Origin of the sequence: Companilactobacillus sp. HBUAS56275, from assembly GCF_036913655.1 — a bacterium.
Classification (GTDB): domain Bacteria; phylum Bacillota; class Bacilli; order Lactobacillales; family Lactobacillaceae; genus Companilactobacillus; species Companilactobacillus pullicola.
Map to the genome: position 1 here is coordinate 58,412 of NZ_JAYKKK010000006.1, position 25,792 is coordinate 84,203.

The 25,792-nt window shown below is 36.7% G+C and carries 31 protein-coding genes, 1 other RNA gene, 1 riboswitch and 1 other annotated feature; of the genes, 30 read left to right on the forward strand and 2 right to left on the reverse strand.

Going from position 1 to position 25,792, the window contains the following annotated elements; translation table 11 throughout:
* Positions 1 to 109: 109 nt before the first annotated feature.
* The 28 genes from U8526_RS11340 to U8526_RS11475 all read left to right on the forward strand — a co-directional run bounded on the left by U8526_RS11340 (position 110) and on the right by U8526_RS11475 (position 20,779).
* A complete protein-coding gene (locus U8526_RS11340; RefSeq protein ID WP_334342083.1) occupies positions 110 to 673 on the forward strand; it encodes a sigma-70 family RNA polymerase sigma factor in 564 nt (187 codons plus the stop codon).
* Between the two features lie 81 nt (positions 674 to 754).
* Positions 755 to 904, forward strand: a complete 150-nt coding sequence (gene rpmG / locus U8526_RS11345) for a 50S ribosomal protein L33 (RefSeq protein WP_075887434.1) — start codon at positions 755 to 757, stop codon at positions 902 to 904.
* A gap of 14 nt (positions 905 to 918) precedes the next feature.
* The gene (secE, locus tag U8526_RS11350; RefSeq protein ID WP_025085250.1) at positions 919 to 1,104 is read left to right on the forward strand and encodes a preprotein translocase subunit SecE; all 186 of its coding nucleotides are present in this window, start codon (positions 919 to 921) and stop codon (positions 1,102 to 1,104) included.
* 94 nt (positions 1,105 to 1,198) lie between these two features.
* Positions 1,199 to 1,747 (forward strand): transcription termination/antitermination protein NusG, encoded by a 549-nt coding sequence (gene nusG, locus U8526_RS11355; RefSeq protein ID WP_334342084.1) that lies wholly within the window; start codon positions 1,199 to 1,201, stop codon positions 1,745 to 1,747.
* 119 nt (positions 1,748 to 1,866) lie between these two features.
* Entirely contained in the window at positions 1,867 to 2,289 is a 423-nt protein-coding gene (rplK, locus tag U8526_RS11360; RefSeq protein WP_010018673.1) for a 50S ribosomal protein L11, read from the forward strand.
* A gap of 103 nt (positions 2,290 to 2,392) precedes the next feature.
* Positions 2,393 to 3,073, forward strand: a complete 681-nt coding sequence (rplA, locus tag U8526_RS11365) for a 50S ribosomal protein L1 (protein WP_334342085.1) — start codon at positions 2,393 to 2,395, stop codon at positions 3,071 to 3,073.
* Between the two features lie 30 nt (positions 3,074 to 3,103).
* Positions 3,104 to 3,223: a sequence feature (ribosomal protein L10 leader region), on the forward strand.
* A gap of 47 nt (positions 3,224 to 3,270) precedes the next feature.
* The gene (rplJ, locus tag U8526_RS11370) at positions 3,271 to 3,777 is read left to right on the forward strand and encodes a 50S ribosomal protein L10 (protein ID WP_054642518.1); all 507 of its coding nucleotides are present in this window, start codon (positions 3,271 to 3,273) and stop codon (positions 3,775 to 3,777) included.
* 38 nt (positions 3,778 to 3,815) lie between these two features.
* Complete coding sequence (gene rplL / locus U8526_RS11375) at positions 3,816 to 4,184, forward strand: 50S ribosomal protein L7/L12 (RefSeq protein ID WP_334342086.1); 369 nt, start codon at positions 3,816 to 3,818, stop codon at positions 4,182 to 4,184.
* Positions 4,185 to 4,255: 71 nt separating this feature from the next.
* Positions 4,256 to 4,858: a class I SAM-dependent methyltransferase gene (locus U8526_RS11380; protein WP_334342087.1), complete on the forward strand. Its 603-nt coding sequence runs from the start codon at positions 4,256 to 4,258 to the stop codon at positions 4,856 to 4,858.
* Between the two features lie 44 nt (positions 4,859 to 4,902).
* Positions 4,903 to 5,217: a hypothetical protein gene (locus U8526_RS11385; protein WP_334342088.1), complete on the forward strand. Its 315-nt coding sequence runs from the start codon at positions 4,903 to 4,905 to the stop codon at positions 5,215 to 5,217.
* A gap of 6 nt (positions 5,218 to 5,223) precedes the next feature.
* Positions 5,224 to 5,700: a nucleoside deaminase gene (locus U8526_RS11390; protein ID WP_334342089.1), complete on the forward strand. Its 477-nt coding sequence runs from the start codon at positions 5,224 to 5,226 to the stop codon at positions 5,698 to 5,700.
* Positions 5,701 to 5,735: 35 nt separating this feature from the next.
* Positions 5,736 to 5,833: signal recognition particle sRNA small type (gene ffs, locus U8526_RS11395), an RNA gene on the forward strand.
* Positions 5,834 to 5,964: 131 nt separating this feature from the next.
* A complete protein-coding gene (dnaX, locus tag U8526_RS11400) occupies positions 5,965 to 7,680 on the forward strand; it encodes a DNA polymerase III subunit gamma/tau (RefSeq protein ID WP_334342090.1) in 1,716 nt (571 codons plus the stop codon).
* A 33-nt stretch (positions 7,681 to 7,713) separates the two neighbouring features.
* Entirely contained in the window at positions 7,714 to 8,022 is a 309-nt protein-coding gene (locus U8526_RS11405; RefSeq protein ID WP_218960995.1) for a YbaB/EbfC family nucleoid-associated protein, read from the forward strand.
* Entirely contained in the window at positions 8,022 to 8,621 is a 600-nt protein-coding gene (recR, locus tag U8526_RS11410) for a recombination mediator RecR (protein ID WP_334342091.1), read from the forward strand. Before U8526_RS11405 ends, recR begins: the two co-directional genes overlap by 1 nt.
* Position 8,622: 1 nt before the next feature.
* Complete coding sequence (locus tag U8526_RS11415; protein ID WP_334342092.1) at positions 8,623 to 8,910, forward strand: YaaL family protein; 288 nt, start codon at positions 8,623 to 8,625, stop codon at positions 8,908 to 8,910.
* A gap of 724 nt (positions 8,911 to 9,634) precedes the next feature.
* The gene (gene tmk / locus U8526_RS11420) at positions 9,635 to 10,285 is read left to right on the forward strand and encodes a dTMP kinase (protein WP_334342093.1); all 651 of its coding nucleotides are present in this window, start codon (positions 9,635 to 9,637) and stop codon (positions 10,283 to 10,285) included.
* A gap of 2 nt (positions 10,286 to 10,287) precedes the next feature.
* Positions 10,288 to 10,614: a cyclic-di-AMP receptor gene (locus U8526_RS11425; RefSeq protein WP_334342094.1), complete on the forward strand. Its 327-nt coding sequence runs from the start codon at positions 10,288 to 10,290 to the stop codon at positions 10,612 to 10,614.
* A gap of 2 nt (positions 10,615 to 10,616) precedes the next feature.
* The gene (locus tag U8526_RS11430) at positions 10,617 to 11,570 is read left to right on the forward strand and encodes a DNA polymerase III subunit delta' (RefSeq protein ID WP_334342095.1); all 954 of its coding nucleotides are present in this window, start codon (positions 10,617 to 10,619) and stop codon (positions 11,568 to 11,570) included.
* 11 nt (positions 11,571 to 11,581) lie between these two features.
* A complete protein-coding gene (locus U8526_RS11435; protein WP_334342096.1) occupies positions 11,582 to 11,944 on the forward strand; it encodes a DNA replication initiation control protein YabA in 363 nt (120 codons plus the stop codon).
* Between the two features lie 18 nt (positions 11,945 to 11,962).
* The gene (gene rsmI / locus U8526_RS11440; protein WP_334342097.1) at positions 11,963 to 12,832 is read left to right on the forward strand and encodes a 16S rRNA (cytidine(1402)-2'-O)-methyltransferase; all 870 of its coding nucleotides are present in this window, start codon (positions 11,963 to 11,965) and stop codon (positions 12,830 to 12,832) included.
* Positions 12,832 to 13,575: an acyl-[acyl-carrier-protein] thioesterase gene (locus U8526_RS11445; RefSeq protein ID WP_334342098.1), complete on the forward strand. Its 744-nt coding sequence runs from the start codon at positions 12,832 to 12,834 to the stop codon at positions 13,573 to 13,575. The genes rsmI and U8526_RS11445 overlap by 1 nt, the downstream gene beginning before the upstream one ends.
* A gap of 599 nt (positions 13,576 to 14,174) precedes the next feature.
* Positions 14,175 to 14,271, forward strand: a riboswitch (THF riboswitch).
* Positions 14,272 to 14,325: 54 nt separating this feature from the next.
* Positions 14,326 to 14,850: a folate family ECF transporter S component gene (locus U8526_RS11450; protein WP_334342099.1), complete on the forward strand. Its 525-nt coding sequence runs from the start codon at positions 14,326 to 14,328 to the stop codon at positions 14,848 to 14,850.
* Between the two features lie 62 nt (positions 14,851 to 14,912).
* Positions 14,913 to 15,638, forward strand: coding sequence for a tRNA (adenosine(37)-N6)-threonylcarbamoyltransferase complex dimerization subunit type 1 TsaB (tsaB, locus tag U8526_RS11455; RefSeq protein ID WP_334342100.1), 726 nt, complete (start codon positions 14,913 to 14,915; stop codon positions 15,636 to 15,638).
* Positions 15,613 to 16,152, forward strand: a complete 540-nt coding sequence (gene rimI, locus U8526_RS11460) for a ribosomal protein S18-alanine N-acetyltransferase (RefSeq protein WP_334342101.1) — start codon at positions 15,613 to 15,615, stop codon at positions 16,150 to 16,152. Before tsaB ends, rimI begins: the two co-directional genes overlap by 26 nt.
* Positions 16,153 to 16,184: 32 nt before the next feature.
* The gene (tsaD, locus tag U8526_RS11465) at positions 16,185 to 17,186 is read left to right on the forward strand and encodes a tRNA (adenosine(37)-N6)-threonylcarbamoyltransferase complex transferase subunit TsaD (protein ID WP_334342156.1); all 1,002 of its coding nucleotides are present in this window, start codon (positions 16,185 to 16,187) and stop codon (positions 17,184 to 17,186) included.
* A gap of 219 nt (positions 17,187 to 17,405) precedes the next feature.
* Positions 17,406 to 18,098, forward strand: coding sequence for a hypothetical protein (locus U8526_RS11470; protein ID WP_334342102.1), 693 nt, complete (start codon positions 17,406 to 17,408; stop codon positions 18,096 to 18,098).
* 209 nt (positions 18,099 to 18,307) lie between these two features.
* Positions 18,308 to 20,779 carry a hypothetical protein gene (locus tag U8526_RS11475; RefSeq protein ID WP_334342103.1) on the forward strand — a complete coding sequence of 824 codons (2,472 nt, stop codon included), beginning with the start codon at positions 18,308 to 18,310 and terminating at the stop codon, positions 20,777 to 20,779.
* Positions 20,780 to 21,036: 257 nt separating this feature from the next.
* Here U8526_RS11475 and U8526_RS11480 read toward each other — a convergent pair whose 3' ends face one another.
* Both U8526_RS11480 and U8526_RS11485 read right to left on the reverse strand, forming a co-directional pair.
* A complete protein-coding gene (locus U8526_RS11480) occupies positions 21,037 to 21,888 on the reverse strand; it encodes a DUF368 domain-containing protein (protein WP_334342157.1) in 852 nt (283 codons plus the stop codon).
* A gap of 81 nt (positions 21,889 to 21,969) precedes the next feature.
* Entirely contained in the window at positions 21,970 to 23,880 is a 1,911-nt protein-coding gene (locus U8526_RS11485) for an ABC-F family ATP-binding cassette domain-containing protein (RefSeq protein ID WP_334342104.1), read from the reverse strand.
* Positions 23,881 to 24,016: 136 nt separating this feature from the next.
* Between U8526_RS11485 and U8526_RS11490 the strand changes: the two genes are divergently transcribed.
* Both U8526_RS11490 and manA read left to right on the forward strand, forming a co-directional pair.
* Entirely contained in the window at positions 24,017 to 24,667 is a 651-nt protein-coding gene (locus U8526_RS11490) for a redox-sensing transcriptional repressor Rex (protein ID WP_334342105.1), read from the forward strand.
* 19 nt (positions 24,668 to 24,686) lie between these two features.
* Entirely contained in the window at positions 24,687 to 25,655 is a 969-nt protein-coding gene (gene manA / locus U8526_RS11495; RefSeq protein WP_334342106.1) for a mannose-6-phosphate isomerase, class I, read from the forward strand.
* The last annotated feature ends 137 nt before the right edge of the window (positions 25,656 to 25,792 follow it).

Below are 25,792 nucleotides of genomic sequence, written 5' to 3' on the forward strand. Positions count from 1 at the left end.
AACTATTTTTTTAGATTGTATTTAAATCATTGTAAACATACGTTCGCTTAAAATGTTAGAACCTAGATGGTATTTTTAAATTACAAAATTATTATCCGTAAAAAGTGAAATGAAAGTCGAACAAGAAAACCAATGGATTGAATTGATTAAAGAACATGATGACTCTATAGCACTAGATAGATTAGTTCGAAGATACCGACCCATGATCGATAACATGTACACTAGTTACTTTATTGAGGGTTACGATCGTAACGACTGGTATCAAGAAGCTTTTTTAGTGTGTTACCAAACTTGTAAATTATTCGATGGCAACAGTGGCTCCAAATTCGGCAGTTTTTTCAAATTAAAATTTCAAAATCATATAATAGATATTATTAGACGTGAGAATGCCGTCAAACGTAAAGCTAATCATGGTACGGAATCGTATGATGAATTGCTTGATAACGGAAAATTTGACGACAAAATTGCGGAAAATAACGATTGTGTAGATATGACTAATGAATTGGAAAAGATTATGACTAGAATGAGCAATATAGAATTAGTGGCTTTCCAATTTTTGTTAGGCAAATTATCGATGTATGACGCTTGTTTGAAGGCACGATGCAATATGAAACAGATCATACAGGCAACTAATCGTTGTAAAAAGAAAATAAAACATGACCATAAGATATAGTCATGTGAGATTGCAATGGACAAAATACCTTCCAGAGTTTACAATTAATAAGATTAAAACAAATTAGTTTTGGAGATAAAGATGGGATTAAGAAAAGTCGCCCTTGCTTGTACTGTTTGTGGCTCACGTAATTACACAATTACTGAGAACCCAAATAGAACAGAACGTCTAGAAGTTAAAAAGTTCTGTAAGCACTGTGGTAAACATACACTACATAAAGAAACAAGATAACTCTGGAGGATTACATGAAACTATTTAAATTTTTCGGTAGTGTCAAAGACGAAATGAAATTAGTCGTTTGGCCTACATTCAAAGAAAATAGACGCGATACATGGACTGTTATTGGTACTTCATTGATGTATGCAATCTTCTTTGCATTAGTTGATTGGGGTCTAATTACATTGCTACAACACTTCGTAATGGGTAAATAGATTGTAAGTACGCAAAAAATTTGCTATTATGGAATTAATGGAAAAAACTTCGACTTGGTTCGGAGTTTTTTTATTTTGAATTTTGGAGGAAATTATGGCTGAAGCTGGCGAAAAACAATGGTATGTTTTGCATACTTATTCAGGATATGAAAATAAAGTTAAGGAAAATCTAGAATCACGTGCCCAATCAATGGGTATGGAAGATTACATTTTCCGTGCAGTTGTTCCTGAAGAAGAAGAAACAAAAATGAAAAACGGTAAAGAAAAGAAAGAAATGGAAAAAACTTTCCCTGGTTACGTTTTAGTAGAAATGGTTATGACCGATGAATCATGGTTTATCGTTCGTAATACACCAGGTGTTACCGGATTTGTCGGCAGTCACGGTTCTGGTAGTAAGCCTGCACCACTATTACCTGAAGAAATTGATAACATCTTAAGTCAATTTGGTATGAGCGCTCAAAACCAACCATCTGACTTTGAAGTCGGTGAAACAGTTAAGATCACAGATGGTGCCTTCACAGACACTACTGGTAAGATCACTGAAATTGATGATGAACACAGAAAACTTAAGGTTGACGTTGATATGTTTGGTCGTATGACATCAGCTGAAGTTGATTTCACATCAGTTGAAAAACAAAAATAGTTATTGATAAGACGAGTAGACCGTGCTACTATATAACGGTATGTTTTTGACACATACATGTGGGAGAGAAAATTTAGATTCTCATCATGACCACATCACGGAACAAGGAGGTATGCACCGTGGCTAAAAAAGTTGCTAACGTAGTAAAATTACAAATCCCTGCTGGACAGGCTACTCCAGCTCCTCCAGTTGGTCCTGCTTTAGGACAAGCTGGTATTAACATTGTTGCCTTTACAAAGGACTTCAATGCACGTACACAAGATCAAAAGGGTATGATTATCCCTGTTGTTATCTCAGTATATGAAGACCGTTCATTCGATTTCGTTACTAAGACACCACCAGCTGCAGTTCTATTGAAGAAAGCTGCTGGCGTTGAAAAGGGCTCTGGCGAACCTAACACAAATAAGGTTGCCACAGTTACTGAAGACCAAGTTCGCGAAATTGCTGAAACCAAGATGAAAGACCTAAACGCTGCTAGTGTTGAATCTGCAATGCGTATGGTTGCTGGTACTGCAAGAAGTATGGGCTTTGAAGTAAAGTAAAAGACTAGATTTAAGCAGTTTACAGGGATGTGAAAGCATTCTTAACAAGTGGGAGGAGAAAATTTGATTCTCCGAAAGACCACAAAGCAAGGAGGAACTTAGCATGGCTAAGCATGGAAAAAAATATTTAGAAGCAATGAAACAAGTCGATAAAGACAAGAAATACTCTGCTACAGAAGCTGTTGACTTACTTAAGAAGGTTAACTACGCAAAGTTTGACGCAACTGTTGAAGTTGCTATCAACTTGGATGTAGATCCTAAGCAAGCTGATCAACAAATTCGTGGCGCTCTAGTACTACCTAATGGTACTGGTAAGACACAAAAGGTTATCGTTTTCGCTGAAGGCCAACAAGCAAAGGATGCAGAAGCAGCCGGTGCTGATGTTGTTGGTTCAGATGACCTTGTTGAAAAGATCCAAGACGGCTGGTTAGACTTTGATGTTGCCGTTGCTACACCACCTATGATGGCTAAAGTTGGTCGTTTAGGACGTGTTCTTGGACCTAAAGGTTTGATGCCAAACCCTAAGACAGGTACAGTTACAATGGATGTTACAAAGGCTGTTAATGATATTAAAGCCGGACAAGTTACATACCGTGTTGATTCAAATGGTCTTATTCATGCACCAATTGGTAAGCTTTCATTTGATACAGACAAAGTTGCAGCTAACTTCGATGCATTTTATGGTGCAATCTTGAAGGCTCGCCCTGCATCACTTAAAGGTAATTATGTAACAAGTGTTAACTTGACATCTACATTTGGACCTGGTCTAAAAATTAACGCTTAATGTTGACTAATAACCAAAATAATGATAGATTAATATAGTTGATTTCTACCGAAGACTCAGGTGATGAAAGTCTTAATATCCTGCCGAGGCCAGAAGATTATTTCACTTAATCTCTGTGTCCCTTGGGCACAGAGATTTTATTTTTTAAGCCGAATTTGTAGATATTAACTAAAAAATTGTGGAGGTGAAATGTAATAATGAAGCAAGAAGTATTAGCACAAAAACAAGCACAAGTTGACGAAATTGCTAAGCAACTTACAGGCGCAAAGTCAGTTATCGTTGTTGACTACTTAGGTCTAACTGTTGAACAAGTAACAGAAATGCGTGCTGAATTACGTGAACAAAATGCTACTATGCAAGTTGTTAAGAATACAATCTTGAGACGTGCAGCTGAAAAAGCTGGTGTTGAAGGTCTAGAGAAGTTCTTTGTTGGACCTACAGCTATTGCTTACTCTGAAGAAGATCCTGTTGGACCTGCTAAAATTGCTGCTAAATTTGCTAAAGATGTTGACGCCGTTGAAATCAAAGGTGGAATCATCGAAGGTAAAGCCGCAACTCTTGATCAAATTCAAGAATTAGCAACATTACCAGACAGAGATGGTATGCTATCAATGTTGGTATCTGTATTACAAGCTCCTGTTCGTGACTTTGCTATGGTTGTTAAGGCCGTTGCAGATAAAGAAGACGCTGGACAAGAAGCATAATTAATTAAAAAAACTTATAATATTTGGAGGATACAATAATGGCTTTAGATACACAAAAGATTATCGATGATTTAAAAGAAGCTTCAATTCTAGAACTAAACGACCTTGTTAAGGCTATCGAAGAAGAATTCGATGTTAAGGCTGCTGCTCCAGTTGCTGCTGCCGGTGCTGCTGGTGGCGACGCTGCTGCAGAAAAGGACTCATTCGACGTTGAACTTACAGAAGCAGGTCAAGAAAAGGTTAAGGTTATCAAGGAAGTTCGTGGTATCACAGGACTTGGCTTGAAGGACTCAAAGGACCTTGTTGATGGTGCTCCTAAGGTTATCAAGGAAGGCGTTGCTAAGGCTGACGCTGACGACATGAAGGCTAAACTTGAAGCTGTTGGTGCAACAGTTACATTGAAGTAATTCACTTTATGTTAAAATTAATCCTCGTAAGAGGATTTTTTTTTACCCTCAAATAGAGAAAGGGGAAAATTATGGCTAATCAATATTTTGATAATACGCCAGATCTAGAGCATGAATTAAAGAAGTTCGATTTTACGCTTAGAAAGCACAATCTCAACTTTATTTCTGATAGTGGGGTTTTCTCACGTCAGACAATTGATTATGGTTCGAGAGTTTTGATTGAAGCGATTGATTTTCAAAGTATTCCTGAAGGTAATATTTTAGATGTCGGTTGCGGATACGGACCTATCGGGCTAGCTCTAGCAAAAGAACAGAAGACACGCCAAGTTACGATGGTTGATGTTAATCTCAGGGCTTTAGACCTAGCCAAGCAAAATGCTGCCAACAATAATATTGAAAATGTAAATATTTTTGAGTCAGATGTCTATAAGAATGTTGACGAAAAGTATGCTTTGATCGTTTCAAATCCGCCAGTTCGTGCGGGAAAAAATGTTGTTACAGCAATCTTGGAAGAGTCAAAAGATCACTTATTGAATAGTGGTGAACTCTGGATTGTCTTGCAGAAAAAGCAAGGTGCTCCATCAGCTAAGAAGTTAATGGAAAAGACTTTTGGCAATGTTGAAATCGTTACACGTGATAAAGGATATTATATTTTAAAAAGTAAATTGATTTAAATTTTTGCTTAATATGGTATATTTTGTGTTGGAGGCGTTTACATATGAAGAAGAAATTAATTATTTTGACGATATTATCCGCCGTTTCAGCGGGATCATTTTTAGCAGTACGCAAATTAAGTCATTTTATGAAGGATAAGGCCATCAAAGAAGACCGTAAAAAGTTGGAATCCTTAGTTGGTAAGTATCTACACGGCAACGAAAAATTACTAGAATTCGTTGGAACTTTATCGGATGCTCAAGTTAAAGAATTGGTTGAGATTTTGGACTCAATTCAAAGACAAAGAGACCAATTAAAGTTGAAATCACCAGCAATTCCTGAATATTTGGAAAAGAAAGTAACTCAATTACTCAATTAAATTAATATGATATTTTCAGAAGATGAAATAAATAAGTACATGGACCTAGCTTTAGATGAAGCCAAAAAGGCTGGCGACCGTGGAGAAGTTCCAATCGGCTGTATCATTGTCGACAATCAAACTGGAGAAGTGATCTCAGTAGGTTCAAATGAACGTGAAGAGACACAAAATGCTATCAAGCATGCTGAGATTATTGCTATTGAGGCTGCCTGTGAGAAAATCGGCAGTTGGCGTTTGGAACATACGAGTTTGTTTGTGACATTGGAACCATGTCCAATGTGTGCTGGTGCGATTATCAATAGTCGGGTCGAAGAAGTTATTTTTGGAGCTAGTGATCCTAAAGCTGGATCAGTTGGTTCAATCAATAACTTACTTGCTGAGACACGCTACAATCATCAACCAGAGGTCTTAAGAGGTGTGAAGGAACAAGAGGCTGGAGATCTCTTGAGAAATTTCTTTAGAGAAATTCGGCGCAAAAAGTAGAAAAAAACTATTATTTATAGTATGATAGTTATTGCCGTAAGGCCTTAGGGCAATGATGCTCTTGTGAATTGTGTCAGATCCGGAAGGAAGCAGCACTAAGCAGGGTGTGTCATGTGCCTTTTGTTATGTATATAAGCCTCCTAACCAATTTCGGTTAGGAGTTTTTTTGTAGTTATTTTGAAATATGATGTAATTTTTTGCCAAGCAGTATTTGTCAAAAATCTTGTGGTAAAATTTACATATTAGATTTTTAAAGGAGACAAAATGGCATATCAAGCACTTTATCGAGTTTGGCGTCCCCAAACTTTTTCTGATGTAATCGGCCAAGATGTTATTACTCAGACACTGCGCAATGCGGTTGCTAGTCAAATGACCAGTCATGCTTATTTGTTCAGTGGACCACGTGGTACTGGTAAAACATCCTGTGCCAAAATTTTAGCCAAAGCGGTGAATTGCCTCAATCCACATGATGGTGAACCGTGCAATGAATGTGAGATCTGTAAGGCTGCCAATGAGAATCGTTTAAATGATGTAATTGAAATTGATGCGGCTTCAAACAACGGTGTTGAAGAGATTCGTGATATTCGTGACAAAGTAAAATATGCACCAACTGAAGCCAAGTTTAAAGTTTACATTATTGATGAAGTTCATATGCTTTCACAAGGTGCCTTCAATGCTTTATTGAAGACTTTGGAAGAACCACCAGCTAATGTCATGTTCATTTTAGCTACAACTGAACCACAAAAGATTCCCGCAACAATTATTTCAAGAACACAGAGTTTTAATTTCCGTCGTATTTCACGTCAAGATATTTTGAAGCGCATGGAATTCATCTTAAATGATAAGAATATCAAGTACGATGAAGAGGCTTTAAATATTATTGCTGCTTCCGCAGAAGGTGGAATGCGTGATGCTTTAAGTATTTTGGATCAGGCTTTGTCATACGGTGACGATGAGTTGACTTTAAAGAACGCCCAAGAAGTCACGGGTGCGTTGAGTAATGAGCAAATTGTTTCCTATATGACAGCAATTGCTGACAACAATCCAGCCGAAGCATTGACCAATTTATATCAAATTTTGGCCAGTGGTCGATCGGCATTGCGTTTCACGGAAATGATCATTCGTGTCTGTCGAAATTTGATCCTGTATAATTCGGATTCAGATTTATCCAACAAAATGGATAAGTCAGTTATGACTAATGAATTATTGGCTATCTCGGATAAGTTTGATAATTCACGTCTGTTTTATATTGTTGATCAAGTCAGCGCTACTCAAAAGAATTTAAAGAACTCTAATCAGACTGATATTTATATGGAGATTTTAACTGTTAAAATCAGTGAACCTAAGGTTATTGAACAGAGTACAGCACCGACTGCTGACAATGAAGAAAAAGCTGGAAGTGCAGAGTTAGATAAATTAAGAGATGAAGTTTCGCATTTACAAAATGAAGTCAAAGACCTTTCCAATGGAACAGTCATTAAAAAAGCTGAACCTAAGAAAACTCATCGTCGAGCTAACACTAATACGCGCTTGAATAAGACTGCTATTTACAAAGTGTTAGGTAGTGCCACAAAGAAAGATTTGATGGCTGCTAAAGAAATTTGGCCAGACTTAATGAGTATGCTTTCTATAACCCAACGTGCTATGATGAAGGTCGCTGAACCAGTGGCCGCATCTTCTGAAGGTGTTGTAGTAGCCTTTGATTACGAGATGTGGTTTGAACAGGCTCAAGATGATTCAGAATTTTTGAAAGAATTAGAAAACAATGTCAGTCGCTTAATGAAAAAAGACAGTCAAATTGTTTTAGTACCTAAAGCTGATTGGCCAAAGATCCGTAAAGAATATATTGATAATAATATTGATTTAAACAATCAAGGCAATGTAGAATCAAAGCAAGAACCAAAAAAGAAGACTGATCCCACCGTTGATGAAGCTGTAAAATTATTTGGTGACGATATAGTTGATATAAAAAATGACTAGGAGGAATTATTTATGAGTAAAGGTATGCCAAATATGGGTGGAATGGGTGGCAACATGGCCAACATTATGCGCCAAGCCCAAAAGATGCAAAAAGAAGTTCAAGCAACAACTGAAGAACTTAACAAAACAGAGTACACAGGTAAGTCAGTTGATGACTTTGTCACAGTTAAAGTAACTGGTGATAAGAAAATTGCTGATATGACAATCAGTGAAAAGATCATTGATCCAGATGATCCTGACACATTACAAGATATGTTGATCGATGCTTTAAATAATGCCTTTGAAGCAGTTGATAATGATAAACAAGCTAAATTAGGTAAATACACAAACGGGTTGATGTAATGAAATATCCAGAACCAATATCAAAATTAATTGATAGTTATATGATGTTACCAGGAATTGGTCGCAAAACTGCAACCAGAATGGCATTCTTCACACTTAGTATGGATAAAGACCAAGTGCAAGAATTTGCCGATAATTTAATTTCCGCAAAAACAGATTTGAAGAGTTGTAAGATCTGTGGAAATATTACTACTGAGGATATTTGTAATATATGTAGTGATAAGAGCCGTGATCAATCGACCATTTTAGTTGTTGAACAAGCTAAGGACATTATGTCTTTAGATGATATGAACGGCTACAATGGCTTGTATCACGTTCTAGGAGGGGTTCTATCGCCAGTCGATGGAGTTGGCCCAGAAGATTTGAATATTAAGCTGTTGCTGAATCGCTTGAAGACTAATCAGAATGTTAAAGAATTGATTATTGCAACCAATGCGACGCCAGAAGGAGAAGCAACTGCTCAGTATTTAGCCAAATTAGTTAAGCCAGCAGGAATAAAAGTAACTAGATTAGCACATGGATTAGCTGTTGGATCTGATATTGAATATGCGGATGAAATGACTTTGAAGAGTGCGGTTCTAGGTCGCAGGGAGATTTAACATGTTTGGTAAAAGAAAAATATCTGTCCAGAAAATGGAAGATGATCGTCTCTTAGATAATATTCACCAGATTCAACAAAGAATTGGTAATACGCAAAGAATGATGAACAATTCAGTTGATATCGATGATACGACAAGAATTAAGTTGAAACTTGATCAGTTGAAGTATCAATTCTTGTATCTCGAAGCAAGAAGAAGAAAAGCTAAAGCTAAGGCTACGACTAATATTATCTTTGGAGATGAAGATACATTTTTGAAGCAACCTAGCCGTGCTGAAAAACACTGGTAATTAGTTTGGGTAAGATGGGGGTGTGTTTAGGTTCCCGTCTTCCATAAAAATTGGAAATGCCTTGGAACGCCGTGGGCACGACTTGAAGCTAAGTATTTTACACTTTGTGTAAAATACTGGATCTCCAAGCTCGGCCTCATTGTAAATGGCAAAGCCATTAACAATGATTTCACGGCTGAAGGCATTTCCAATTTTTATTCCAGACTAAATAGTGTTTCAATTGTTTGGTTTCAAGTTAACTTAAAATAAAAAACAATATTTATTCAGAATTTCGTTTCATGGAAGAAAATCTGAATGAATATTGTTTATTTTTTTTGCTTTAAAAAATTAGAAAGACAAATTTAAAATAAGAGTGGTTATTCGATTTAGAACAACAGGTCTGATTGGTCTCATCTGTGAAATTAGACTTAACTATCTAATATTTGAAAACATACAAATATTAGAGGCACTCTTCAGTCCGGAGCAAAAATTGGGAATGCGTTCAGCTATGAAATTATTGTTATCGGCTATGCCGATTACAATAAGGCCGACTTTTGAAATCCATTATTTTGCACGAAGTGAAAAATAATTAGTTCAAAATGGTGCCCATAGCGTTCCAACAGCATTCCCAATTTTTGTGGAGGACGGCATACTTCTCCTACCCATTCTCCCAGAATAATATCCTAGGAAGTTTCATTTATTTCTAATTTCAAGTAAAATAGTAGTAATCATTAGGAGAGATTATATGTCAGGAATATTTATTTCATTTGAAGGACCAGACGGAGCTGGTAAGACTACGGCTCTGAAAAAAATTATGCCATTGTTACAGGCCAAGACGGACAGAGAAATCGTCTTATCAAGGGAACCTGGTGGTAGTGAAATTTCTGAAAAAATCAGAAAAATTATCTTAGACATTCATGATGAAGAAATGGATGCCAGAACTGAGGCTTTGCTGTATGCCGCAGCTAGACGTCAACATTTAATTGATGTGATTTTACCCACTCTAGCTGAAAATAAAATCATGTTAAGCGACAGATTTGTTGACAGTTCTATTGCTTATCAAGGCGGTGGACGTCAAATTGGTACTAAAGAAGTTGCTGATATCAACAATTTCGCCATTGAAGGACACTTGCCAGACTTAACAATTTACTTTGATGTGACACCCGATGTAGGATTAGCAAGAATTAAAAAAGATCATGCTGGAGAGATGGACCGTTTGGAAAAAGCTGCAATGAGTTTTCATGAACGCGTCTACGATTCCTACAAAGAGATCGTTAAGAATAATTCACAACGTATCAAAACAGTCGATGCAGCACAGACTCCTGAAAAGGTGGTTCAAGATGCTGTTGATATAATTGTACAAAAATTTCCTGAAATTTTTACCAAAGGAGAATAACCATGAAATTAATTTTAGCCATTGTTCAAGATAAAGATAGCCAACAACTACAATCAAAACTTGTTAAAGCAGGTTTTAGAGCTACTCAATTACCATCTACTGGTGGATTTTTGAAGGCTGGTAACTGTACCTTTATTATTGGTGTCGAGGATGAAAAGGTTGATGGTGCTTTGGAAATTATCAAGAAGAACTGTCACACACGTTCACAATACGTTACTCCAACATTCTTAATGCCTGAAGCAGCTTCTAGTCTAGCTGAACCTATTGAAGTTCAAGTTGGCGGTGCTACTTGCTTCATTTTACCTGTTGATAAATTTGTGAGATTCTAAGGATGGAAAGTTTACAGGTTGAGCAACCTAGAGTTGTTCAAGAATTTCAAAAAATTATTTCTTCCAATATGCTGTCGCACGCGTATCTAATCGATAATGCTTCTTCTAAAGTTAGACAACAGATGGCGATTTGGTTAGCTCAAAGTCAATTCTGTGAGAACCTTCAAGATGGTGCTCCTGATCAAACTTGCCAAAAATGCCAAACGATTGCCTTGGGTGACAATCCTGATGTATTAGAAGTGGAAACTGAAAAGCAGAGTATTGGTGTCGATGATATTAAATTCTTTAAAAAAGAAGCTAATATGACGGCTACTCAAGGTAAAAGAAGAATTCTCATTATCGATGAAGCTGAGAAGATGACTAATGCTGCTAGCAATAATTTGTTGAAAACTATTGAAGAACCAGAAGGTAATTTGATGATCATCTTATTGGCTGATTCTGCTAAGCAGCTTTTGCCAACCATTCAATCGCGTGTGCAGATTTTTCATTTATCGAACAAAAGTAATGAAGATGAGATTGATAGTCTAATCAATGAAGGCTTCAAAAAAGAACAAGCACAGAATGCCTTGAAAGTTACCGATATTAAATATTTGGATAACGTTACTGGTGATAAATACCAATCGCTATTGACCGCTATTACGAATTGGTTAAAAGAAATTAATAAACAAAAAATAAATAGTTTTATAGACGTCCAGACTGATATCATGCCTTTAGTTGAGAATAAAAATCAGCAACATTTGGTATTCGACATGTTGAATCAAATTTTTAGTGATATATTATCAATTAGGTACAATTTGGAAAAATCAACATTAACGACACAAGATTTGCTCTCAAATAAAGGAATCAAACGAGTTGTAGGGATGTCTGATGACTTATTCACAGCCCAACAGATGTGGAAAAGTAATGTATCGTTTCAAGCAATTTTAGAAGATTTGTCATTAAAATTTGTGGATTAGTAGGTGAAATCATGGCAGAGAAAGATTTATATGATGAATTTGAAACAATCACAAATCAACTAAATGATATAAGTAAAAAGGTTTCTTTGCTAAAAGAGGAACTATCCGATACTTTGGAAAAAAACGAAGAGATTAAGTTAGAGAATCAGAATCTCAGGAAACATTTAGAAAAGGTTGGCTATGAAGAAAAGGATTTTAATGGTAACACGTTATCCGATTCGCGATTGAATTTGGAAAAGCTTTATCGCAAAGGATTTCACGTTTGCCAACAGTATTATGGTTCACACCGTGATAATGATGAAGAATGCCTTTTCTGTATGAACGTTTTATATGGAACAAACTGGAACAAGAACAAAAAAGTTAAAAAGATTTAAGTAAGGGGAGCTATTTGAATGAAGGAACAAAAGAGTTTTGTTGATAATTCGAAGGGCTGCCTTTTTTTAGTGCCAACACCTATTGGTAATTTAGAAGACATGACCTTTCGAGCTGTCAACACCTTAAAAGAAGCAGATCTAGTTGCGGCTGAGGATACACGTAATACTAAGAATCTGTTGAATCACTTTGAGATTCCAACGGAATTAATAAGTTTTCATGAACACAATACGGCTCAAAGAATTCCGGAATTGATTGAAAAAATGAATTCAGGTTTAAAAATTGCTCAAGTTAGTGACGCCGGGGCACCATCGATCAGTGATCCCGGTAAGGAGCTCGTTAAAGCTGCTATTAAAGAAGGGATACCGGTAGTCCCATTACCAGGCGCTACTGCTTCAATAACAGCTCTGATAGCCTCTGGTATTGAACCACAGCCATTCTACTTCTTTGGCTTTCTACCACGAAAGGGTAAAGAGAGAACCGAAGCCTTGGTTGATTTAGCTAATCGTAGTGAAACCACAATCGTTTATGAATCACCATATCGTGTGAAAAAGACGATTCAGGATTTAATTGCTAAATTTGGACCAGACCGCCAGATAACTTTGGCCCGCGAATTGACGAAAATTCATGAGGCCTTCTTACGTGGAAAACTGCAAGACGTTGCTCAATATTATGAAGAGAATGATCCTAAAGGAGAGTACGTCTTGATAATTGCTGGAAAACCAGCTGATCAAACAGAAGCTAGCTCAGATGCTGATTTAGTCGCAGCTGTGGATAACTTAATAGATCACGGTAAAAAGCCTAATAAAGCTATCAAAGAGGTAGCAGCCGACAACGGTTTGAAGAAGCAAACTGTGTATAACCTTTATCATGGAATTGGAGAAGAATAGTGACTGAGAGAGAAACATATTCAATGGAAGTAGAAGTACCATATTATTTTGTCAATTTTACAGGCGATATTCGTTTATCAGCTTTAATTGATATTATGTTATTAACTTCCGAAAAACAATTACATCAAGCAGACGCTGATAGTACAGAAATGGTTATGAACAATGGCCTAGGCTGGGTAGTTGTTCAATATCATATGGATATTAATCAGATGCCACGTTTAGGTCAAAAGTTAAAAGTTACGACACAAGCAACAAGTTATAATAAGTACTTTTTCTATCGTGATTTCTGGGTTGAAGACATGGATGGAAACGTCATGGTCAAAGCTCAGAGTGCCTTTGTTTTGATTGATATCAAGGAACGCAAGATTGTCAGTGCTGCTGACCGTTTGGAAAATAAATTTGGTGCCGAAGAAGTTAACCGAATTCAACGTTTTACACGGTTACGCGTACCGGACGAGTACGATTTTAAACAACCACAACACATTGGCTATTACAATATTGATGTCAATAAACATGTTAATAACTCTTATTACTTCGATTGGATGGTAGATACACTCGATGCAGATTATATTGCCAATCATCATTTGAAGACTATGGATATTAAGTATGAGAAAGAATTGAATTTAGAAAGTGAACCATTGTTGTTTGCTAAAATGAATTCAGAAAATAACACTTCAACTCATTGGATAAAGAATGGTGATGTTTTGAATGTTGTTGCTCAATTGGGATGGGAAGATAAATAGTAATTCTCTAGTTTGGTTAGTGTTTGATGCCATCCTCCACAAGAATTGGGAATGCATTGGAACGCTGTGGGCCGACTTGAAGCTAAGTATTTTACACTCTGTGTAAAATACTGGATCTCCAAGCTCGGCCTCATTGTAAATGGCAAAGCCATTAACAATGATTTCACGGCTGAATGCATTTCCAATTCTTGCTCCGGATTAGATAGTGTTCTAATTTTTGTTATCTAGTTCTATTAATTAGAAAATTTCGAAAATTAAAAACAGTATTTATTTAGAATTCCGATTGTGTAGAATCTCGAATAGATACTGTTTATTTTTGTTTAAAAATTTAGAAAGAAAAATACAAAATAGAGTTACTATTCAGCCCGGAGCAACAAGAAAATTGGCTCAGCCATGAGATTTACCTTAGCAATTTATTGCTTAGGTAAAGGTCGAACTTGAAGATCCATGATTTTGTACGAAGTACAAAATTATTAGCTTCCAGTCGGCCCATGGCGTTCCAGCCAAATTTTCTTGTTGCGGAGGGCGACATACTTATCCAAAACCAATTACTTGTATAGTTATTGATTTGTGCTACCATATTTAAGTATTTAAAAATATTTGGGGTAGGATTCAAGGCGTTAAGTGCTGATGGAACGGAATGTGAACATCGGACGAAGAGATTAATCTCGCGATCTTGTTTCCGCATTCGCCACTTTATATATGTCTCTTTTTTATATTCGGTGGCAGCTCCGTTGGGAGATGTCGATTATGAACAGTAGAACGAAAGTCGTTAGTGTTCAAGAGATTACGTGGATGGCCTTGTTAATAGCTCTACAAATGGTATTAGCAAAGCTTTCATTTGGTAGCAACGTGTTGCAAGTAGGTTTTAGCTTCATTGCTGTGGGATTGTTGGGATACTACTTTGGTCCCGTTAAGGCTGGTGTCGCTAATGTTTTAGCAGATATCATCAGTCATACGATTCTGGCAACTGGTGGCAGTTTCTTTCTAGGTTTTACCTTGACTGCTTTAGTATCTGGAGTGATTTATGGTTACATGTTGTATAATCACAAAGTTACAGTTCTAAGAACTTTTATTACAGTCTTGCTGATTACAGTAGTTGTTAATACGGGACTTAATACTTTGTGGATTCACATGATGACTGATATACCTTACATGACGTTGTTAATACCAAGACTTGGTAAAGAGGCATTTAGTTTGGTTTATCAAACTGGACTTCTCTTCATCGTTTTAAGATGGATAGATAATTCGAAATTTAATAAAATCGGCCGATAGGTCGATTTTTTTTTGTTGGAAATTATGTGTTAAAATAATTCTATTAAGAATGAGGGATAAGTATGAAAATATTAGCATTTGACACATCGAATAAGCCATTATCCGTTGCCGTGGTAGTGGATGGTAAAGTTTTAGCACATATAGAATCAACTGAAAAGAAGACACACAGTGTTTCTTTGCTACCTGATATTCAAAATGGTTTGCAAGAGGCCGGACTAACAATGGATGATATCGACTTAATTGCCGTTGCTAAGGGTCCAGGTTCATACACAGGGGTTAGAATTGCTGTGACGGTGGCTAAGACCTTAGCTGATACGCTTAATAAGAAGTTAGTTGGAGTTTCAAGCTTGAAACTGTTGGCTGCCAATGGCGATAAAAAACATCTCTTGGTTCCTCTAATGGACGCAAGAAATGATAATGCTTTTGCTGGTGTTTATGTAACAAATCGTGATAACAGATTGTTGACTGTTATTGCTGATCATCACACTTCAATGGCCAATCTATTTGAAACATTAAAACAATATGAGCCCGGTGAATTGGAATTCATTAATGTAACACCTAGGTTGCAGGAATTGATTCAAAAACAATTTCCAACTGCAACAATAATTATGAGTGAAGATTCATTGCCAGATGCTGGCAAATTGGCAGAGATTGCGGAGACAACTAGAGCTGTTAAGGATATTGATAACTTTATCCCAACATATTTACGTTTAACTCAGGCTGAACACGATTGGTACGCTAAAGGTAATAAGGAAGACAAAAATGTTTCCTATGTTGAAGAAATTTAAAAATATCTTGTCCAATAAAAAGGAAAAATTCGATTTTGAAAAACAATTAGTTACGATCGACGGACAGGAATTCACTTTACGAAAAGCTATTCCTGATGATTCGATCCAATATATGCGAGTTCAAGAAACAATTTATCCAATTCCGGTACCATGGCCAATTGATATCGTAGAAATGGAAATTGGCAATAAGAATGCGCTCTATTTGTCTCTGGTCAATAAAGACGTAGTTGTAGCTTTTATTGGTATTTCCTTGAGCGATAAAGAAGAATCGCATATCACTAATTTAGCAGTGAACAGTGATTACCAGAATTTAGGTATCGGCCATCTGCTATTGAATCAGGCTTTTAATTATTGTCGTAAACGAAACTTTGAGAAAATGTCTTTGGAAGTCGATGTAACTAATGATGCTGCAATCGCTTTGTACGAAGCCTTTGGATTCAAGGTTAAAACAGTTCATAAAAAGTATTATTTTAGAAATCATCACGATGCTTTAGAGATGATGGTTGATTTGTAGGGGAGAACATTTTGGAAAAAGATACGTTAATAATGTCATTTGAAAGTAGTTGTGATGAAACTTCCGTCGCTATTATTAAAAATGGTAAAGAAATCTTATCAAATATTATTGCAACACAAATAAAGAGTCATCAACGTTTCGGTGGTGTAGTTCCCGAAGTTGCCAGTCGCCATCATGTTGAGGAAGTTACGCGTTGTATCAATATGGCTTTGGATGAAGCTAAAGTTGGTTACAGTGATCTTGATGCTGTGGCTGTTACTTATGGTCCTGGACTAGTTGGTTCATTGTTGATTGGAATCATGGCTGCTAAAACAGTAGCGTTCGCACACAATCTACCATTGATCAAAGTTAATCATTTGGCTGGTCACATCTATTCAGCTAACTTTGTGACTGATCTACAATATCCGTTCATGTCCTTGTTAGTTTCCGGTGGACATACAGAGATTGTTCTAGTTACAGAACCAGGAGTTTTCCACACGCTTGGAGACACTAGAGATGACGCTGTTGGTGAGGCCTATGATAAAATTGGCCGGATCTTAGGTATTAATTATCCAGCTGGTAAAAAAGTCGATCAAATGGCTGCTAAAGGTAAGGATACTTTCGATTTTCCACGAGCAATGGTTCAAGAAGATAACTTGGATTTCAGTTTCAGTGGTTTGAAGAGTGCCTTTATCAACCGTGTTCATCATGCTGATCAGATTCATGAAGAATTGAATAAGGATGATTTGGCCGCCAGTTTCCAAGCCGCTGTTTTGGATATCTTGAGTAACAAGACTTTCAGAGCTTTGAAACAACATCCCGTTAAGCAATTGATTGTAGGTGGAGGTGTCTCCGCTAATCAAGGCCTAAGAAAACGTTTGGCTGAAGAAATCGAAAAACGTCATTTGGATATGGAATTAGTTTTCCCACCATTGAGACTTTGTGGCGATAACGCTGCAATGATCGGTGCGATGGCTCAGATTCAATATGACAAGGGCGATTTCGCTAAATTAGATTTGAACGCTGATCCTAGTTTGGATTTTGATATGGAATAAACTAATACCCTGAAATTAATGTTGTAAACATTGGTTTCAGGGTATTTTTGTACCGAACTATTAAAAGCGAACTACGAGAATAGAACCCGTGAATTTCTATTATCATCGTTAACCTCTCAGATAAATAATTATATACAAATTGCCAATAATATCGATTATTTGTAAAAAAGGATTAATAAATCTTGCAAATTGTGGTAAAAAAGATGAGAGGTGTAGTTAATGGAAAATAGAACGGTTATTTCATACGTGCTTTTAAAGTATGATAAGAGGACTGATGGGATTTATACGAAAGCTACAAATGACACAATTTTTGAGATACCTGGTTTTGAAATTAATCCTGATGAGAACGAGACATCAACAGAATTGAAGATGCATATTATTGAGAGATTGAAAATGCTTGATCCAGGTATTGATATCGATCACTTATTTATTCCTTTCACTAGCTTGTCTGTTTCGCAGGACTATAAAATATATAATTATCAGGTATTAGTCTTTGAATCGGATCAAGATGTTTTTGCTACAATGGAGGATGAGTCTTGGTATCGAGTTAAGTACGACCAGAGTAATAAAGCCTGGGACCTAACATGGCAAAGTGGCATGGAACATGTCGGTGATTTTCAAATCAAAGATACATCATTCAATGAGTATGTCGCTAATAATTCTATGAATGATCAAATTGATTTTTGTAATATTATGCATTTTGTAGCTCAAGAGACGCAACAATTTCCCATATTGGGATTGATGTCAGGAACTGAGTTCACACAAAAAGAAGTATTGCACTATCAAAAATTGTTGGGTTTTAATAACAATAGTCTTAAAACGGCTCTAGCGTTCGAAAATAAATATTCAGACGCGATTAAGGCTATTGATGAAACCTCCTATAAAATAAAAAATAAGTATCTCCAAAGGTAAAGTAAGCTTCCACTTCTGATTAATTTGAAGTGGGAGCTTATTTTTTCTTAAATAAATATTTGTTTGTTATTATTAATATGAACATATTAACTATCTGATATTATATTTCAATAATAATTTTAGTTAAATATGAGATATTAAAAAATAATATAGCGTATATAATATTTGTACAATATAAGATATTAATGTCTGACGAGGAGGTTAATCTCATGAAGAAAAAAACAAGATTTCTTTATCTGATTGCGTTTCTTTTGCCGGTCATTCAGATCTTCAAAACTACCACGGTTCAAGCTTATTCAGTTCCAGATAGAACTAGCGTGTATGAGCATGCTCCTAAGGGTATGAAACTGAATGATTTTATTACGGCACCAGAATATTATACGAATACGAAAACGAACAATACCACAGCTTTTAAAAGTTCGAACAAGATAATCAAAGCAGGTGATTCCAACAACGATTCAACTGATATCATTCAATTATTGGATGGTTCCAGTACACAAGCAAAACAGATTGGTTCCTTCTGGGGGACTGTGAAAGACAGCAATGGTAACAAAACTTATAACTATTTTGATTTAAGTAAACCACAGGAAATCTCAGTTTGGTTTTACGGAGGGAGTAAAGTCGACGGTATTGATGGCTTTTCTTTTGTTCTTCAAAATGATGCTTTAGGCGATCAGGCTATTTCTCGTAGTGATGGTGCGCCCACTGCTGGTGAAACACTGGGAGTTTGGGGTGGCGGAACACCCGATAATAAGAGTGTCACAACACCACTCTCTGGTGCTTCTGATGGTATCCAGAAAAGTGTTGCCATTGAGTTTGATCGTTATGTGAATAAAACAGCAGGTACATCAAGTAATTCATTGAATGATTACTTGGATTATGACGGGTTTAATCCACCAGGTGGTGGAATCGTTACTAACCAATTGAAGAGTAGCCACATTGCTTGGAATTATCCTGGGGATGCTGCTACATATATGCAAAATAGTTATACCACTGGTATTTGGCCATTTAGGCAGGACCATTATTTTTACAATTTAACGCACCGTGGTCCAGTGCAGAACAACTCTTATTTCACGGGTTACGATGGTATTGAGCTTTCCTCTTCGGCAACCCAAGATCCACGTAACGCATGGCGTCATCTAAAAATTACTTATACGCCACCAAAAACAGGAACAGTAGGAACTTTAACTTATTTGATTAATGATAAGTTTCCTGATGGTACAGATAAAGAATTGACGGCTCAAGATAGCAAGACTTTCAGTATCGATATTTCTAAATTAGTCGGCACTAATGATGACCAGAAAGTTCGTTGGGGCTTTACGGCTTCGACAGGTTCTCCAGCATCTTCAATCGACGACTTTGCAATGGTAATTGAAAAGATGCCTTCTATTGTTGATATGAAGGGAACTTCGCAGATTACGGACGTCACTAAAAATAGTAGTAAAACACTCGGTAGTTCAAAAGAATTGTATACCAGTGATGGTGATGAAATTAAGTTAGAACAGAAACTATCTTATAGTGGTGGTATTTCTGAATCTGGTGAAATTACAGCTACAGTGGGATTACCAGAACACGTTGAGTATAACGGCGATGCCAATGGAGTTATAGGTAAACTGACTTATCAAGCGGCGGATGGCACCACTCAAACTAAAGAAATCAATAAGTCAGCTTTAAAAGACGTTACCATAACCATACCTGGTAAAACTGAAGCCGATCCACCAAGCTATAAAACGGTAAAAGGTTTTGACGTCACGATTCCATCGATGAGTGCAGTTGGTGATAATTCCAATATTGAGGTCTATGGAACAGTTAAGGGGCCCGAAAGCTCAACGTTGATAACGACCAAAGTTTCAGGAATCAATACCAGTTATAAAGCTGATAATTATACTGGTGATACGATGAGTCCAGACTTTGTTATTGATAATGAAGTGTTGCATATTGAGAATACTAATTCTTTATCGCAAGAATTAAATCAAGGCGATGAAGCACATTTTCAAGGTAATATTTCGTATCTAAAAGGATCATTGTTTGACGGTGAAGAATTATTAAGTCATGTGGAAGTCTATGATCAAGATGGTAATAAATTGCCTGGTGTTCAAAAAGGCGATATTCAAGTCGATAAAGATGCCAAGACTGGAACATATGATATTCCATATACTTTAGATGGATTGGAAAAAGGTAAGACGTATACTTTTAAAGTAAAATTGTCTGATTCCAAAGACCGGATTTCTAATACTTTGGAGTATCAAGTTAAAATTAAATCTGACAAAAATTTAGCATTAACAGTTGATAACTATCGTTTCCAGACGATTAACATGGGTTCTAAAATAGGCGAATACATTAAACGTTCTGGTGATTGGGATGTCAACGTTAATAGTACAGGGTTAAATTGGAAGTTAACGGCAAAATCAGCGGGATTGTTTAGTGAAAAAGATAGTAGCTATTCTGAACCGTTATATTTCTTGGATAAGAATTTGAATGCCAAATCTTTGAGTAGTGATACTTTAATTGCACAAGAAGATAGTATAAGTAGTACTGAAAGCCAAAATACGGACGTTACAGACGCTTGGAGTGAGAATGACGGTATTCTATTGAAGAATGTCAATCCGAACCTTGCAGGTGAATATAAAGGGGAAATTGAATGGACTTTGAGTGAAACTCGTTTTGACTATATTGCATAGAACTATGGTTATTAAAAAATAGAATAGACTATATAAAAAATAGCAGTAAGACATTAAATTTTTGTCTCACTGCTATTTTGTTTGTATTTTTTCTGAATAAAATAACCAATGTTCTATCTTTAATAGTGGAAATGAGCTACACAGGGGCAACCCATTCCGGTTTGCTACAGTATCGAAATCGCCCGCCAAGTACGCGTGCAATTCCGATACTTAGGCAAATCCTCGTGGGCTGACCGCCCCTGTTGCGCTCTCTGTTTTTATTTGTACTTCTCTTCCAGTCCACTCATCCAAAGTGCCAATAAGCATCCAGCAATAAAGAATGTCAAACTTAAAACAATATCGAATCCGGTCGTACCGATATAGGAAATACCGTCGTCCATGTAAGGATTAGGAACTAGGATCAATACGGTACTGGCTAAGACGATTCCTAAGATGAAGTGGTAGACCTTGGAATGATGATGGAAGATTAATTTTTCCATGGCTTTAGAGAAGGTTAATAATGAGATAACTCCACCAATGGCAATTGGAATGAAAACCATTGGATCGAAGGTTTTAAAGCCTTTGAGCATTGGTGTATATAATCCCAAGATGATCAAAAGGTTTGACGGACTCAATCCGGGTACCAGCACACCTAAGGCGATTAAGATACCAGCGATGACGAAGCCGAAAAAGTTAGCGGGGATGGTCCCTAGGATTTCACTCATGAAGAAGAGAAATACACCACCACCGACAAAACTAGCTAAAAACCAGATAACATCTGACTTATCTCGGCTAGTTCGAGAAGTGGATTCCTTTAATAGTGTCGGCAAGGTTCCAATGATGGTTCCAGCAAAACCCCAGAGGACGATGACCTGATAATTTTGTAAAAGGTAATCGAGTGGCTTGGATAAAATTCCGATACCGACAATTCCACCAATTCCGATGGGAAGAAAATAGAGGAAATCTCGCTTAAAATTCTGACGAACGTGAGCCATAAAACTCAGCATGCGTTCGTAAATGCCCATGATTGCAGCTAAGACACCACCGGAAACTCCTGGCAAAATAAATCCTAAAGCAATGATGACACCTTTAAAAAATCTTATTAAGAAATTTTCTTGTTTTATTTTTATTCTCCCTATGAACGTTCTTTATAAATTAAGTTATCAAATTTAATGAACCCGAGCAACAAAAAAGCAGACTCAATGGTCTGCTTATTCAGAAAACTCTTCTAGTTCAATGGATTTCTCAGTCCATTCTTCTTCAATTTTATCTTGTTGTTGCTTGTTTTCGTCGAGTTCTTTTTGAAGATCACCCAATTTGCTATAGGAAGTTAAATTCTCATCTTTTGTCATTTCTTTTTGAATGGCGGCATTCTTCTCTTCTAATTCAGCAATTTGTGCTTCTAAATCTTCAACCTGACGACGAAGTTTACGTTCTTGCTTTTGTTGTTCCTTAGATTGTTGATACTGAACTTTCTTTTCACTGACATTTGAAGTCTTTTCTGTTTCTTCAGTTGGTTGGTCAGTCGTTTTTTCTACGTAGTAGTCGTAATCGCCAAGATAGATCTTGCTACCGTGTTCACCGATGTCAACAATTCGATCAGCTAAAGTATTCAAAAGGTATCGATCATGGGAAACGAAGAGAACTGTTCCTTCAAAATTCTTCAGAGCATCTTCAAGAACTTCCTTACTATCGATGTCCAAATGGTTAGTTGGCTCATCCATGATTAGAAAGTTGTCGTGTTCCATAGCTAGTTTCGTCAAAGTTAAACGAGCTTTTTCACCACCGGATAATCCTGCGACGGGTTTAAGAACATCATCGCCACTGAAAAGGAAGGCTCCCAGCATGTTGCGGATAACTTGTTCATCCAAACGAGGGTAGATATCCCAAATTTCGTGAAGGACATCCTTTTTAGGATCAAGATTCTTAAGATTCTGATCGTAGTAACCAACTTGAACGTTAGCACCAAATTGAGTTGTTCCTTTGATCATAGGAATTTGACCCAGAATCGACTTTAAGAAAGTAGACTTACCGATACCATTGGGACCAATGATACCAACACGTTCACCTTTTTTGACATCAAGATTGATTGGTTCAGACATGATCTGATCATCGTAACCAATCGCTGCATCTTTGACGAGCAAGACATCATTTCCACTTTCCTTATCAATCTGGAAACTAAAATGAACCGAGCCTTGATCACTATCGGGACGATCTAGGACATCCATATGTTCCAGTTTCTTACGACGACTTTGGGCCATCTTAGTAGTAGAAGCACGGACAATATTCTTTTGAATGTATTCCTCAGTTTTCTTGATTTCAGCTTGTTGTTCTTCGTAATGTTTCCAGGCAACTTCTTGATTCTTTTTCTTTTCTTGTAAGTAGAAAGTATAGTTACCAGAATAATGTGTTGAAGAGTGATGATTTATTTCAACGATTTCAGTTACGACCTTGTCTAAGAAATACTGATCATGGGAGACAATGACTAAAGCACCACGATAATTCTTGAGGTAGCCTTCAAGCCATTCAACGGTATTAATGTCCAAATGGTTAGTTGGTTCATCCAAAAGCAAAATATCATGATGTTCTAGTAACATTTTAGCCATAGCTAGACGAGAACGTTCACCACCAGAGAGGGTTGAAATTTGAGCTTGCCAAACATCCTCATCGAAGCCAAATCCCTTGAGGACACTGCGAATCTCTGATTGATAGCCGTAACCATTTTCTCGACGAAAAATATTTTGCAATTGATCGTATTGTTTTAAAATTTCGTCATAGTCTTGAACATTAGGATTAGCAAGTTTTTCTTCCAGAGCATGCATCTTTTTTTCTTGCTCTTTTAGATAGTCGAAAACTTGTTCCATTTCGTCGAAAATTTTATTTTCACTGTTTAAACCGGAATCCTGAGCTAGATAACCGATATTTGTGTCTTTCTTGAGAGCAATATTTCCACTGTTGTAACTTTCTTGGTCGGAAATAATTTTGAGCATAGTTGACTTGCCGACACCATTACGGCCGACTAGACCAATCCTGCTATTATCCTGTACTTCAAAGCTGACATTAGAGAATAGCCTTTTAGTACCAAAATTCTTTGTTATGTTTTGTGCTTGTAATAAAATCAATTTTGAACTCCTTTATATATTCACAATTTTATCATTATTCAATAAATTATGTCTTTATAGGTTTAACGTGTTGCGTTTTTGTCGATTTTTATTTACTATAAATGTTAGTGAAATGACACACATATGGTGGTAAATTATGACAAAAACAACAGTTCCAAACGCAACAATAAAGCGTTTACCAATTTATTATCGGTATTTTCAATTTTTAAAAGATGAAGGTACAAAAAAAATCTCTTCTGGAGAATTATCAGAAGGGGTCAAGATAGATAGTGCTACAATAAGACGTGACTTCTCATATCTAGGAGCACTTGGAAAACGTGGCTATGGCTACGATGTAGACGATTTAGTAGCTTTCTTTAAGAAGCTCTTGAATCAAGACAAGCGTACTAACGTAGCCTTAGTAGGTGTTGGTAATTTAGGTAACGCCTTACTAAATTATAACTTTTCTCGGACTAATAATGTTCGAATTGCGGCAGCTTTTGATATTAATAAGGAAATTGTCGGTACAGTTAAGAGTGGAGTGCCTGTTTATGACATCTCCGAATTGAAGGAACAACTTCATTTGCAACAGATCGATGTCTGCATTTTGACAGTTTCTTCAAATGCGGCTCAAACGACAGCTGACTTATTAGCCGATGCCGGAGTTAGAGGTATTTTAAACTTCACACCGGTAATCATTAACGTTCCAAGCAGTATCCGCGTTCATTATGTCGATTTGGCTAATGAATTGCAGACACTAATTTTCTTCTTAGATCGTGATAAGTCATTGAAAGAAGAGCAAGAATAATTTTTTGGGGGAAAGTATTATGAGTGAACCATTGTTCTTAAAGCCTGTATTCCACGAAAAGATCTGGGGTGGAAGAAAGCTAGAAACTAAGTTTGGTTACAAGATTCCAGATGGAACTATTGGTGAATGCTGGGCTATTTCAGGTCATCCACATGGTAGATCACAAGTTGAAAATGGTGAATTTGCTGGTCAATATGTTGATGATCTTTGGAAGAATCACAGTGAATTATTTGGCAATCCTAAGGGTAAAGTATTCCCACTTCTAACAAAGATTTTGGATGCTGAAGCTAGTTTATCAGTTCAAGTTCATCCCGATAATGAGTATGCTGCAAAGCATGAACATGAATTAGGTAAGACTGAATGCTGGTACATCATCGATGCTGAACCAGGTTCATACTTGATTTATGGTCACAATGCCAAGAATAAAGCTGAACTTGATGAAATGATCGAATCAGGCGACTGGGACCATCTATTGAGAAAGGTTCCAGTTAAGACTGGTGATTTTTACTATGTACCAAGTGGTACCGTTCATGCTTTGAACAAGGGTATCATGGCCTTAGAGACACAACAAAGTAGTGATACAACATATCGTTTGTATGATTATGACCGTGTTGAAAAGTCTACTGGTAAGAAACGTGATCTTCACATCAAACAATCTGAGGATACAATTACGGTTCCTCATAAAGATCCACAATTAAATATTGAATCAAAAGAAGAGGGCAAGAACAAGTTTACAACATTTGTTCAACCACCCGTTTCACCATTCTTCTCAGTTTATCACTGGGAAATTAAAGAACCAGTTGAACTCCATCATCAAATCGGTAAGTATACTTTGATCTCTGTAATCAATGGTCAAGGTAAGATTACCGTTGATGGAAAAGACTATGATTTGGAAAAGGGTATCCATTTGATCGTTCCAGCAACTGTTGATGCTTGGACACTTTCTGGTGATTTGGATATTATCGCTTCTGAATCAGGTGAAAATTAGATAAAAATTAAGATATGCTAAAAAGATGCAGAATGTCGATTTGAGAAAACCGGATGTTCTGCTTTTTTTATTGGTGAAATTAAGCAAAACAAGAACGATTTAAGCACAGCCTAGCAATTTTGTTCGTATAAATGATA